The sequence below is a fragment of the Actinomadura rubrobrunea NBRC 15275 genome (assembly GCF_001552235.1).
Taxonomy (GTDB): domain Bacteria; phylum Actinomycetota; class Actinomycetes; order Streptosporangiales; family Streptosporangiaceae; genus Spirillospora; species Spirillospora viridilutea.
On sequence record NZ_BCQU01000048.1, the window covers coordinates 38,106 to 50,338 of the forward strand.

11 protein-coding genes are annotated in these 12,233 nt (G+C 74.2%); 6 read left to right on the forward strand and 5 right to left on the reverse strand.

The annotated features are described in order from the left end of the window. The first annotated feature begins 41 nt into the window (after positions 1-41). The 5 genes from AR3_RS16460 to AR3_RS16480 all read left to right on the forward strand — a co-directional run bounded on the left by AR3_RS16460 (position 42) and on the right by AR3_RS16480 (position 6,259). A complete protein-coding gene (locus AR3_RS16460; RefSeq protein WP_227023316.1) occupies positions 42-2,327 on the forward strand; it encodes a SpoIIE family protein phosphatase in 2,286 nt (761 codons plus the stop codon). A gap of 101 nt (positions 2,328-2,428) precedes the next feature. Continuing rightward, a complete protein-coding gene (locus AR3_RS16465) occupies positions 2,429-3,676 on the forward strand; it encodes an acyl-CoA dehydrogenase family protein (protein WP_067915094.1) in 1,248 nt (415 codons plus the stop codon). Beyond that, the gene (locus AR3_RS16470; RefSeq protein WP_067915095.1) at positions 3,673-4,455 is read left to right on the forward strand and encodes an SDR family oxidoreductase; all 783 of its coding nucleotides are present in this window, start codon (positions 3,673-3,675) and stop codon (positions 4,453-4,455) included. Before AR3_RS16465 ends, AR3_RS16470 begins: the two co-directional genes overlap by 4 nt. A 13-nt stretch (positions 4,456-4,468) precedes the next feature. After that, entirely contained in the window at positions 4,469-5,089 is a 621-nt protein-coding gene (locus AR3_RS16475; protein WP_067915096.1) for a TetR/AcrR family transcriptional regulator, read from the forward strand. Between the two features lie 15 nt (positions 5,090-5,104). Next, positions 5,105-6,259, forward strand: a complete 1,155-nt coding sequence (locus AR3_RS16480) for an acetyl-CoA C-acetyltransferase (RefSeq protein WP_067915097.1) — start codon at positions 5,105-5,107, stop codon at positions 6,257-6,259. Between the two features lie 123 nt (positions 6,260-6,382). On the opposite strand, the gene AR3_RS16485 is transcribed toward AR3_RS16480, so the two are convergent. From AR3_RS16485 to AR3_RS16505, 5 genes are read right to left on the reverse strand one after another with little or no spacing between them, the layout of a single operon-like run. Continuing rightward, the gene (locus tag AR3_RS16485; RefSeq protein ID WP_067915098.1) at positions 6,383-7,702 is read right to left on the reverse strand and encodes an ABC transporter substrate-binding protein; all 1,320 of its coding nucleotides are present in this window, start codon (positions 7,700-7,702) and stop codon (positions 6,383-6,385) included. A 46-nt stretch (positions 7,703-7,748) separates the two neighbouring features. Beyond that, positions 7,749-8,894 (reverse strand): branched-chain amino acid ABC transporter permease, encoded by a 1,146-nt coding sequence (locus tag AR3_RS16490; protein ID WP_217998585.1) that lies wholly within the window; start codon positions 8,892-8,894, stop codon positions 7,749-7,751. After that, entirely contained in the window at positions 8,891-9,769 is an 879-nt protein-coding gene (locus AR3_RS16495) for a branched-chain amino acid ABC transporter permease (protein WP_067915099.1), read from the reverse strand. Before AR3_RS16495 ends, AR3_RS16490 begins: the two co-directional genes overlap by 4 nt. 13 nt (positions 9,770-9,782) lie before the next feature. Next, a complete protein-coding gene (locus tag AR3_RS16500) occupies positions 9,783-10,490 on the reverse strand; it encodes an ABC transporter ATP-binding protein (RefSeq protein WP_067915100.1) in 708 nt (235 codons plus the stop codon). After that, positions 10,483-11,337 carry an ABC transporter ATP-binding protein gene (locus tag AR3_RS16505; protein ID WP_067915101.1) on the reverse strand — a complete coding sequence of 285 codons (855 nt, stop codon included), beginning with the start codon at positions 11,335-11,337 and terminating at the stop codon, positions 10,483-10,485. The genes AR3_RS16500 and AR3_RS16505 overlap by 8 nt, the downstream gene beginning before the upstream one ends. Before the next feature lie 234 nt (positions 11,338-11,571). Between AR3_RS16505 and AR3_RS16510 the strand changes: the two genes are divergently transcribed. Continuing rightward, positions 11,572-12,233, forward strand: a 662-nt coding sequence (locus AR3_RS16510; protein ID WP_157406690.1) for a TetR/AcrR family transcriptional regulator, incomplete at its 3' end; no start/stop codon positions are given.

The window sequence follows — 12,233 nt, forward strand, 5'->3', positions numbered from 1 at the left end:
GATGCCGACAGTTGTTGTGGTTCGTCCTATATTCCGGTGTTGTGGAGTTCGCGGAGGTGGGCCGCAAGCGGGTCCCCGATGACCGGCCGGTGCCGAAGGGCGGCGACGGGCGGGCCGGGACCGACGCCGAGCGGGTCGACGCAGCCGCCGGGCGGACGAGCGGGTCCGCCGGGCCCGCCGTCGTGAGCGCCTCCACGGGCAACGGCCCCGCCTCGGCGCGCGAGCCCGCGAAGAAGACCGACGCCGCATCCTCCGCCCCAGAGCGGCCTTCGGGCGACGACGCGCGGCGGCGCGGCGGCGATACGCCGACGGACGCCGAGGCGGCGAAGGCCAAGCCCGCCGAGCACGCACGGGGCGCCGAGCCGGCCGGGCCGTCCGGCGAGGACAAGGGCGCCGCGCCCGAGCGGACGCGCGAGCGGCCCGGCGGCGAGAGCGGCGCGTCCGGGCGTCGGCGGCTGCCGCCCCTGCAGGGCGTGCGGGACGCCGCCCGGCGCCGCGCGGTGATCGCCGAGGCGCGCGTGGTGCTGGCCGACCGGTTGGGCTGCCAGCCGGGCGAGGCCCTGCAGCACCTGATCTGGCTGGCCCGCGACCTGGACATGGACCTGGAGGAGACGGCCGCGCTGCTGGTCGAAGACCGCTCGGCGGCCTGGGAGGCGAGCGCCGACCCCTACGCCGTCGTCCGCGAGAGCGCCCTGCGCGCGCGCCATCGCGGCACCCCGCAGGGGGACGATCCGCTGGCGGTCGTCGAGGAGCTGCTCGGACGGCCGATCACCGAGGACGCCGAGGCGGACGCCGAGCTTTTGGCCCGCACCCCGGACGACCCGGTGGCGCGGGCGATCCTGGACGTGTCGCTCGCGTCGGCGAGCTGGCTGGTGCCGGTCCGTTCGGCCGACGGCCGCGTGGTCGACTTCGTCCACGCCGAGCTCAACGAGCACGCCAAGGACGCGTTCGGCCGCGGCGTCCGGCAGCTGCGGGGCCGCCGGCTGCTGCGCGCCAACCCCGGCATGGTGCTCAGCGGGCTGTTCGCCGCGTTCGTCGACGTCCTGGAGACGGGACGGCCGTTCGCCCGCGGTCCCTTCAGCTACTCCACCAGCCACAACGGCATGCCGCGCACCGTGCGGCTCAGCATCCGGTGCGTGCGCGTCCCCACCGGCGTGTGCATGGTCTGGCACCACCACGACCAGGAGGAGCGCACGGCCCGGCGCCTGGAGCAGGCCGAACGGCTGGCGCGCATCGGGTTCGCCGAGTGGAACGTGGCGACGGGGGAGCAGGACTGGTCCCCGCAGATGCTGGCCAACTACGGGCGCACCGAGAAGGACGGCCCGGTGACGCTGGGCGAGATGGCGAAGGTCGTGGTGCCCGAGGACCTGCCCGTCGCCGAGGACGCCCTGCACACCGTGCTGGACCGGCGCGAGTCCGTCCAGTTCGAGCACCGCATCCGCACGCCGGACGGGGAGCGGCGGCACCTGTGGCTGTACGCCGAGCCCGTCCTGGACTCCGCGGGCCTGCTCACCGGCGTTCGGGCGCTGACCCAGGACATCAGCCACCGCCGGTCCCTGGAGGGCGCGCTCGCCGAGACCCGCCGCGACCTGCTGCGCCTGCAGGGCCAGTCGGCCCGGGAACGGCAGGTGGCGCTGGCGCTGCGCCGCGCGATCCTGCCGCCCGACCTGGTGCTGGACGGCGCGAAGGGGATCAAGGCCGCGGTCCGCAGCATCCCGGCCGAGAACACCGCGCGCATCGGCGGCGACTGGCACGTGACGCGGGTGCTGCCGGACGGGCGCGCGCTGTTCGCCGTCGGGGACTGCAGCGGGCACGGCCTGGCCGCCACCGCCGACATGGCGCGCATGCGGCACGGACTGCTGAGCCTCGCCTACACCGGCGAGCCCGCCGGGCGCCTCATGGGCTGGCTGAACGACCTGGCCACCGACCTGGAGCCGACCGCGACCGGCACCGCCGTGATCGCCCACTTCGAGCCGGAGACCCGCCGCATGAAGTGGAGCACCGCCGGCCATCCGCCGCCGCTGCTGGTGCGCGACGGGCGCGCCCGGCCGCTGGACGAGACGCCCGACCCGCTGCTCGGCGCCTTCCCGCGGCTGACGTACCGCACGATCACCACGGAGCTGCAGTCGGGGGACGTGGTCGTCCTGTACACCGACGGCCTGGTGGAGCGCCGCGACAGCGACCTGGACGAGCAGATCGACCGGCTGGCCCGGATCGTCGAGAAGCACGACTGCGAACCGGACCAGCTGCTGGACCTGGTCCTGACCCGCATGGGCTTCGACCCGTTCGCCGACGACACCACGCTCTTCATCGTCCGCGTCGAGTAGCGCCCGCGGCGCGGCCGCCGCAGCGGGCGGGCGATCCGACCGTGGACGCGTCGTTCGCGACCCATTCTTTCTAACAACTGTTTGGTAGAGTTCAGGGTGTGTTGAGTCGGCACGGGACGGGCCGGGCGTCCGGGCGGGAGAGCGCGGCGGACCGCGCCTTCCGCGCCGAGGTCCGCGACTGGCTGGAGACCAACCTGACCGGCGAGTTCGCCGACGCCCGGGGCCTGGGCGGCCCCGGCCGCGAGCACGAGGCCTTCGACGTCCGGCTGGCCTGGGAGCGGCACATGGCCGCCGCCGGCTGGACGTGCCTGGGCTGGCCCGTCGAGTACGGCGGGCGCGGCGCCACCGTCGCCCAGCAGGTGATCTTCCACGAGGAGTACGCGCTGGCCCGCGCGCCCGCCCGCGTCGGCCACATCGGGGAGAACCTGCTCGGCCCGACGATCATCGCGTTCGGCACCGACGCGCAGCGCGCCCGGTTCCTGCCGCCGATCGCCGCCGCCGAGGAGCTGTGGTGCCAGGGGTACTCCGAGCCGAACGCCGGATCCGACCTGGCGGGCGTGCGGACCCGCGCCGAGCTGGTGGACGGCGAGTGGCGCGTCACCGGGCAGAAGGTGTGGACGTCGCTGGCCGCCGAGGCGGACTGGTGCTTCGCGCTCTGCCGCACCGAGCCGGGGTCCGCGCGGCACGCCGGGCTGTCGTACCTGCTGGTCCCCATGCGCCAGGACGGCGTGGAGGTCCGCCCGATCGTGCAGATGACCGGCACCTCGGAGTTCAACGAGGTGTTCTTCGACGGCGCCCGCACCGACGCCGCCAACATCGTCGGCGCGCCCGGCGACGGATGGCGGATCGCGATGGCCACGCTCGGGTTCGAACGCGGCGTCGCCACGCTCGGCCAGCAGGTCGGGTTCCGCCGCGAACTGGAGGGCGTCGTCGAGCTGGCCCGCCGCACCGGCGCCGTCGACGACCCGCTGCTGCGCGACCGGCTCGTCCGCGCCTGGATGGGCCTGGAGATCATGCGGCTGAACGCGGTGCGCACCATGGCGGGCGTCGCCGGGGACCTCGCCCGACCGCCCGGCTCCGGCCGGGCGCCCGACGCCCCCGGCCCGGAGTCGTCCATCTCCAAGCTGGTGTGGGCGACGTGGCATCGCGAACTGGGGGAGCTGGCCATGGACGTCCTCGGCGCCGCGGGGCTGGTCGCCGACGCCGAACCCTACGAGCTCAACGAGTGGCAGCGGCTGTTCCTGTTCTCCCGCGCCGACACCATCTACGCCGGATCCAACGAGATCCAGCGCAACATCATCGCCGAGCGCGTCCTCGGCCTGCCGCGCGAACCGAAGGGGACCGCATGAGGACGACCCCGCCGTACGTGCCGGGACACGGGCTGCTGGGCGACCGCGTCGTGGTGGTCACGGCGGCGGCCGGGGCGGGCATCGGCGGCGCGACCGCGCGGCGCTGCCTGGAAGAGGGCGCCTTCGTCGTCGTCTCCGACGCCCACGACCGGCGCCTGGCCGAGTCGCACGCCGCGCTGCAAAAGGAGTTCGGCGCCGACCGCGTGGCCGCGCACCGCTGCGACGTCACGTCCGAGACCGAGGTCCAGGCGCTGTACGCGGCCGCCGTCGAACGGTTCGGACGCGTCGACGTCGCCGTCAACAACGCCGGGCTCGGCGGCACCGCCGAGCTGGCCGACATGACCGACGAGCAGTGGAACCGGGTCGTGGACGTCACGCTGGGCGGCACCATGCGCTGCACCCGCGCCGCCCTGCGGATCATGCGGGAGCGCGGGTCGGGCGTCATCGTCAACAACGCGTCGGTGATCGGGTGGCGGGCGCAGCGCGGCCAGGCGCACTACGCCGCCGCCAAGGCGGGGGTCATGGCGCTCACGCGGTGCGCCGCGCTCGAGGCCGCCGAGTACGGCGTCCGCGTCAACGCCGTGTCGCCGTCGCTGGCGATCCACCCCCACCTGGCGAAGGTGACGACGCCGGAGCTGCTGGAGGAGCTGACGCGCAGGGAGGCGTTCGGCCGCTCCGCCGAACCCTGGGAGGTGGCCAACGTTATCGTCTTCCTGGCCAGCGACTACTCGTCCTACATGACGGGCGAGGTGGTCTCCGTCTCCAGCCAGCACCCGTAGGAGTGGTCCTTTCATGAGCCCACGACGGCGCGACACCGAGGGCACCGCGGCGGCCCGCGCGGAGCGGCGCGCCGAGCTGCTCGCCACCGCCGCCGAAGTGTTCGCCTCCCAGGGCTACGCCGCCACCACCGTCCGGCAGATCGCCGACGCGGCCGGCATCCTCGGCGGCAGCCTCTACTACCACTTCGACTCCAAGGAGTCGATGGTCGACGAGATCCTGTCGACGTTCCTCAACGAGATGTGGGCCGCCTACGACCGCGTGCTGGCCGCCGGGCTCGGCGCGCGCGAGACCCTGGAGGCGATCGTCGTCGAGTCGTTCCGCTCGATCGACCGGCACCGGGCGGCCGTGGTCATCTACCAGAACGAGTCCCGGTATCTGGCCGCCGCCAGCGAACGCTTCGGCTACCTGCTCGACTCGCACCGCCGCTTCAAGGAGATGTGGATGTCGCTGCTGGAGCGGGGCGTGCGGGAGGGGGCGTTCCGCGGCGACCTCGACCTGCCGCTGGTCTACCGGTTCATCCGCGACACCGTGTGGCTGGCGGCGGGCTGGTACCGGCGCGACGGGCGGCTGGCGGCCGACGACATCGCCAAGCAGTACCTGGCCATGGTCCTGGAGGGCATCCAGGCGGACTGAGCGAGGAGGCCCGAGGTGGCCGAGGCATTCATCGTGGAGGCGGTCCGCGCCCCCGTCGGCAGGCGCGCCGGCGGACTGGCCGCGGTGCACCCCGCCGACCTGGGCGCGCACGTGCTGGCGGCGCTGATGGACCGGGCGGACGCCGACCCCGCCGCGGTCGACGACGTGATCTTCGGGTGCGTGGACGCCGTCGGCCCGCAGGCCGGCGACATCGCCCGCACCTGCTGGCTGGCGGCCGGGCTGCCCGAGGAGGTCCCCGGCGTGACCGTCGACCGGCAGTGCGGCTCGTCCCAGCAGGCGGTGCACTTCGCCGCGCAGGCCGTGCTGTCGGGCACCGCCGACCTGGTGGTGGCGGGCGGCGTGCAGAACATGTCGCAGATCCCCATCGCGTACGCGATGTCCGCCGCCGAGCCCCTCGGCTTCGACTCCGGCCCGTTCGCCGGGTCGACGGGCTGGACCCTCCGGTACGGCGACGCGGAGGTCTCGCAGTTCGCCGGCGCGGAGATGATCGCCCGTGACTGGGACCTCTCCCGCGAGGAGATGGAGGCCTACGCCTACGAGTCGCACCGGCGCGCGATCCGCGCGATCGACGAGGGGCGGTTCGAGCGCGAGATCGTCCCGTACGAGGGCGTCGCGGCCGACGAGGGCCCGCGCCGCGACACCTCCCCGGAGAAGATGGCGGCCCTGCCGCCGCTGCGGGACGGCGGCCGGCTCACCGCCGCGCTGGCCGCGCAGATCTCCGACGGCGCCGCGGCGCTGCTCGTGGCGTCCGAGCGGGCGGTGCGCGACCACGGCCTCACGCCGCGCGCCCGCGTCCACCACGTCTCCGCCCGCGGCGAGGACCCGATCCGCATGCTGTCCGCGCCGATCCCCGCGACCGCGCACGCACTGCGCCGCACCGGGATGACGATCGACGACATGGACGTCGTCGAGATCAACGAGGCGTTCGCGTCGGTCGTGCTGGCCTGGCTCAAGGAGACCGGCGCCGACCCGGCCCGCACCAACCCCAACGGCGGCGCCATCGCGCTCGGCCACCCGCTCGGCGCCACCGGCGCCGTCCTGATGACCAAGCTGCTGCACGAGCTGGAGCGCACCGGCGGCCGCTACGGGCTGCAGACCATGTGCGAGGGCGGCGGCCAGGCCAACGTCACGATCATCGAACGGATCTGAACCGTCCGGTGCGCGTGCCGCGGCGGCCGCCGCGCCGCACGAAGCCGCACGCCCGGCGGGCCGCGGGCCGCCGAGGCTCCGGCCCGCCGGAGCGGCCCTGCCGGCCGTGGCGCGAGGCGCCGCTCAGCCCTGCGGCGGGATGCCGTTGGCCGGGGCCTCGGGCTGCCCGCCCGTGTACGGGCGGATCGGCCCGTCACCGGCGTCGGTCGTCAGCGGCTGCCCTTGCAGCACGACCGTGTCGCCCTTGATGACGCCGATCTGCGCTCCGATGTATCCGGCGTGCGATTGCTTGCTGTAGGCGAACGGCACCAGCCCCGGTCCGCGGAACTGGGACTTCTCCAGCGCCTCGATCAGGCTCTTGCGGGTGGGGTTGGGCCCGGCGGCCTGGAGCGCCTGCACGAAGGTGTAGGCGACGGACATGCCGTAGATGATGTTGCCGTTGAACGGCAGCTGCGGGATGTACTGCTGGTGGATCTTGCGGAACAGGCGGATCCAGCTGTCGTCGCTGCCGGGCGCCGACAGGTACGCGTCGGTGATGATCCCCTGGATCAGGGGGCTCCCCTTCACCTTCGTCCCGCCGCGCTTGGCGTAGCTCTCCAGCAGCCCGGTCAGGGTGACGGGGTCGGACCCGACGTTGCTGACCACCAGTTGGGGGGAGTAGCCGAGCTTGAGCGCCGCCAGCCGGAACAGCGCGGTGTAGGTGGGAATGGTGAACAGCACCACCACGTCCGCCTTGGACTGCGCGATCGCCTGGACCTGGGCGCTGACGTCGGTGCCGCCCGGCTGGTAGGACTGGCGGGTGACGACCTGGCTCGCCGGGATGTACTTGTCCAGGCCCTTCACGCCGTCCTGGCCGAAGTCGTCGTTCTGGTAGAAGTAGGCGATCTTCTTGCCGGGGAACGCGCGCCGCACGTGCTCGCCGAGGATCTTGCCTTCGCGCACGTAGTCGACCTGCCAGCCGAACGTGTAGGGGTGCTTGTCCGGCTGGTCCCAGCAGCCGCAGCCGGACGCGACGAACAGGTCGGGCACGCGCTGGGCGTTGAGGTAGCCGACCACCTTCGAGTGGGTCGGCGTGCCCAGCCCGTTGAAGATCGCGAAGACCTTGTCCTGCAGGACGAGCTTCTGCACCACGCCGACGGTCTGCGTGGGGTTGTAGACGTCGTCGACGTACTTGTAGACGATCTTGCGTCCGTGGATGCCGCCGTTGGCGTTGACGTAGTCGAAGAACGCCTTGGACGCGGCGGAGTTGGCGCTGTACCCGGGCGCGGCGGGCCCGGTGAGGGGCTGGTGGCTGCCGATGGTCACGGTGGTGGCGGTGACCCCGGGCGCCGAGGCGCGGTCGCCTCCGCCGCCGTCCCCGGAACCGCACGCGGCCGTGGCGGAGGCCGCGAGCGCGAGTGCGGTGAGCGCGGCGGTGGCCCGCGCGAGACGAGGTCGCTTCATGCGTTCCTCCCGGTGAGGGTAAGGGTGGGCCCCCGATGGATGAGCGTCAGCTGTCGCCGCCGTGCACGGCGGTGTCACGCGCGGCGGTGTCATGCGGTGCCGCCTCCTCGTGCGCCGCGTCGTCCCTGGGAGAACGGCGGCGAGCCAGAGCCGTTCGGGCGGCGCGCAGCCCGCCTTGGATGCCGCGCGGGAAGACCAGCGTGACCACGATGAGCACCAGCCCGTAGAGGGCGAGCGGCAGGTTGGAGGCGATGTTGTGCGACAGGTCGGCCGACTGCGCCAGGTCCGACGCCCAGGCGGGCACGAACACCAGGACCAGCGCGCCCCACACCGCCCCCGCCAGGCTGCCCAGGCCGCCGATGATGATCGCCGCGATGAGCTGCAGCGACAGGGCGAGCGGGAACGCGCCCGGCGCGGCCAGCGTGGTCGCCACCGCCAGCAGGCCCCCGGCCAGGCCCGCGCAGGCCGCCGACACGACCGTGGCGATGATCCGGACGCGGGCGACGCGCACCCCGTGCAGGGCCGCGGCGATCTCGTCGTCGCGGGTGGCGCGCAGGGTCCGGCCGAAGCGGCCGCGGACCAGATTGGCCAGCAGGAACAGCGTCAGCACCGCGCCCAGGCAGGCGATCCACGCCTGCCAGCGCTCCACCGGGAAGGTCTCGCCGAGCGCCGCCGGAGGCACGGGCGGTGTCACTGACAGCCCGTTCTGCCCGCCGAGCAGGTCCAGGAGAGGCTCGTAGTTGGCCAGCCCCGGCAGGCCGACCGCGAACGCCAGCGTCGCCCCGGCCAGGTACGGGCCGTGCAGCCGCGCCGCGACCGCGCCGACGGCGGTGCCCGCCGCGGCCGTCACGACGACGGCGGCGGCCAGCACGGCGGCCAGCGGCCAAGACCGGTGGTTCAGCAGCAGCGCGGTCGTGTACGCGCCCACCGCCATGAACGCGCCGTGCCCGAGCGAGATCTGCCCGCCCAGCCCGGTCAGCACCGTCAGCCCCGCGACGGCGCACGTCAGATAGGCGGCCTGCGCGATCTGCAGGTCCCGGTAGGGGCTCACCGCACTGGTCAGCGCGTACAGCGCGACGAGAGCGGCGGCGGCGCCCAGCGCGTGCCGCACCAGCCGGTACCGGCCGAGCGCGAGCCGCGCCCGCTCCGCGGCCCGCGCCGGAGCGGCGGCCTGCCTGGTCGTTCCGATCACACCCGCCTCCCGGTGGTCGCGCCGAACAGCCCGTTCGGCCGGACGAGCAGCACCGCGATCAGCGCCGCCAGCGCCCCCAGCGTGACCAGGTCGGAGCTGAGGTAGCCGGACACGTAGCTGAGCGCGCAGCCCAGCAGCAGGCCGCCGACGACCGCGCCGACCGGGCTGTCCAGGCCGCCGATCACGGCCGCGGTGAAGCCGAACACCAGCACCGCGTCGAACTGCGTCGGCCCCACGAACACCGACGGGGCGATCAGCACGCCGGCCAGCGAGCCGACCAGCGCGGCCAGCGCCCAGCCGAGGGTGAGCATCCGGCCGACCCGCACGCCGAGCAGCCGCGCGATCTCCGGCGCGAACGCCGCCGCCCGCAGCCGCAGCCCCAGGTCGGTGCGCACGAACAGCACCGTCAGCGCGATCATGACCGCGCCGACCGCGCCGATGACGAACAGGTCGTTGGGCGACAGCAGCAGCCGCGTGCCGCCGACCGACAGGCCGCGGATGCCGAACGCCGGGGGATAGGAGTGCGGCGTGTCGCCCCAGACCATCCCGGCGCCCGCCTGCAGCAGCACGAACAGCCCGAGAGTGACGATCACGGCGTTGAGCGGCGGCTTGTCCTCCACCGGGCGGATCACCACCCGTTCGATCACCGCGCCCAGCACCAGCCCGGACGCCAGCGCCGCCGCCAGCGCGACCCAGTACGAGCCGCCGGCGTCGACGACCGTCCAGGCCAGGAACGTGGTGACCATGAGCATGCCGCCCTGCGCGAAGTTGACGATCCGGGTGGACCGCCAGATCAGCACCAGCGCCAGCGCGACCGTGGCGAACACCATGCCGGAGGTGATCCCGGCCAGCGTGAGGTTGACGAAGCGGACCATGGCGGCAGACCCCCTAGAAGCCCAGATAGGCGTGCCGGAGGCGGTCGTCGGCGGCGAGCGCGGCGGCCTCGCCCGCGACCGCGACGGACCCGAGGCTGAGCACGAGCGCGCGGTCGGCGACCGACAGCGCGCTGCGCGCGTTCTGCTCCACGAGCAGCACGGTCAGGCCGGTGTCGTCGCACAGCCGCCGCAGCACCGCCATGATCTGCGCGACCACCCGCGGGGCCAGGCCCAGCGACGGCTCGTCCACCAGCAGCAGCCGCGGCTCGGCGACCAGCGCCCGGCCGAGCGCCAGCATCTGCCGCTCCCCGCCCGACAGGGCGGCGGCGGCGCGGGCGCGGCGGTCGGCCAGCGGCGGGAACAGCTCGTAGACGGCGGCGATCCGGCGGGCCAGGTCGCCGCGCCGCCACCGCCACAGCCCGCCCAGCCGCAGGTTCTCCTCGACGGTCAGCTCGGTGATGACGCCGCCGGACTGCGGCACGTGCGCCACGCCCAGCCGGACGATCTCCTCCGCCGGCAGCCGGGTCAGGTCGCGGCCGTCCAGCGCGGCCGTGCCCGAACGGGGCCGCAGCAGACCCGAGATGGTGCGCAACAGGGTCGTCTTGCCCGCGCCGTTCGCGCCGAGCACCGCCGTCAGCGCGCCGTCGGGGACCGACAGGCTCACCCCGTCCAGCGCCGGCTCGGCCCCGTAGGCGACGACCAGATCCTTCACCTCAAGCACCCGGAACCTCCGACGCGCTCTGCCGCGTCCCGCCCGCCTCGGCGTCCGCGTCGCGGACCTCCTCGCCCAGATAGGCGGCGACCACGGCGGGGTCGTCGCGGACCTCGGCGGGCGTGCCGTGCGCGATGACCTTGCCGAAGTCGAGCACCAGCACCCGGTCGCACACGTCCATGACCAGGTCCATGTGGTGCTCGACCAGGACCACGGCCAGGTCGTCGCGCAGCCCGCGGATCAGCTCGGCCAGCTCGGCGATCTCCCCGGCCGACAGCCCCGCGGCGGGCTCGTCGAGCAGCAGCAGGTCCGGGTCGCCGACCAGGGCCCGGGCCAGCGCCACCCGCTTGCACACGCCGTACGACAGCTCGCCCGGCAGCCGGTCGGCGACCTCGGCGACGCCGAGGCTCTCCAGCCGCGCCAGGGCGCGCTCGCGCAGCGCGCGCTCGTCGCGGTCGGCCCGCGGCAGCGCCAGCAGGTCGGCGAGGAAACCGGCGCGGGCGTGCCGGTCGGCGCCCACCATCACGTTCTCCAGAACGGTGAGGCCGGGGAACAGGCCCACGCCCTGCAGCGTGCGGGCGATGCCGAGGCGGGCCAGGTCGTGCGGGCGGTGCCGGGACAGGACGCGGCCGCGCCAGCGCAGCTCGCCGGCCTGCGGACGGACGAAGCCGCAGACGACGTTGAACAGGGTCGTCTTGCCCGCGCCGTTGGGGCCGATCACGCCGGTGACGCGGCCGGGCGGGACGGACAGGGACACCGCGTCGAGGGCGACGAGCCCGCCGAAGCGGACGGTCACGTCGCGCAGGCGGAGCAAGTCGGGGTCGGCGGGGTCGGTGGCGAGCGACTCTTCGGACATGGCGGCCCCACTCCGAGTGGCGAATGCGAGCCCGGAAATAATGCGGAAAATGCATACCGACCGGTCGGTCTCAGCAGAGTATGATCAGAGCAAGGCCTCGTCAATAGCCGTTTCGGCGTCGGGACGCGGGCGTCCGGGTGCCGGGACGTGCGTCGGGCGCCGGTACGCTGAACGCGGATCACGAGCGGAGGCCGCCTCCCGCGCCGGGAGCCGGCCTCGGGACAGGGGAGGGTCATGACGCAGCGGCTGGCGGGAGACGCCTCGGCCGGCGCGTCCATCCCGGACCGCCTGCTGGCCGTGGCGACGCGCCTGTTCGCGGAGAAAGGCTACGAGAGCACCTCGGTCCAGGAGATCGTGGCCGCCGCGGGCGTCACCAAGGGCGCCATGTACCACTACTTCGGCGCCAAGGACGATCTGCTCTACGAGATCTACCACCGGCTCCTCGGGCTGCAGACGCGGCGCCTGCGCGAGTTCGCCGGCGGCCCCGGCACGGTGGAGGAGCGGTTGCGCGCGGCCGCGGTCGACGTGCTGGCCACCAGCTTCCAGTACCTGGACGAGTTCACCGTCTTCTTCCGCTCCATGCACATGCTGCCCAAGGAGCGCCGCCGCGCCGTGCGGGCCGAGCGGCGCCGCTACCACGAGGAGTTCCGCGCCCTGGTGGAGGAGGGGCAGCGCGAGGGCGTCTTCCGCGCCGACGTGCCGGCCGACCTGTCGGTGCACTTCTTCTTCGGCGCCGTCCACCAGATCGCCACGTGGTACCGCGCGGACGGGCCGCTGGACGCGCAGAAGATCAGCGAGTACTACGTCGAGCTGTTCCTCAACGGCCTGCGCGGCGGCCCCGGCTCCGCGGCGGCGCCCGTGCCCGCGGCGCCGGCCGAAGCCGCCGCCGCGCCCGG

What these genes read in the sequence shown, in the direction of transcription:
- AR3_RS16470 (WP_067915095.1), top strand. Translation starts at nt 3,673, where the DNA reads ATGAGGACGACCCCGCCGTACGTGCCGGGACACGGGCTGCTGGGCGAC.
- AR3_RS16475 (WP_067915096.1), top strand. Translation starts at nt 4,469, where the DNA reads ATGAGCCCACGACGGCGCGACACCGAGGGCACCGCGGCGGCCCGCGCG.
- AR3_RS16485 (WP_067915098.1), bottom strand. Translation starts at nt 7,702, where the DNA reads ATGAAGCGACCTCGTCTCGCGCGGGCCACCGCCGCGCTCACCGCACTC.
- AR3_RS16495 (WP_067915099.1), bottom strand. Translation starts at nt 9,769, where the DNA reads ATGGTCCGCTTCGTCAACCTCACGCTGGCCGGGATCACCTCCGGCATG.
- AR3_RS16505 (WP_067915101.1), bottom strand. Translation starts at nt 11,337, where the DNA reads ATGTCCGAAGAGTCGCTCGCCACCGACCCCGCCGACCCCGACTTGCTC.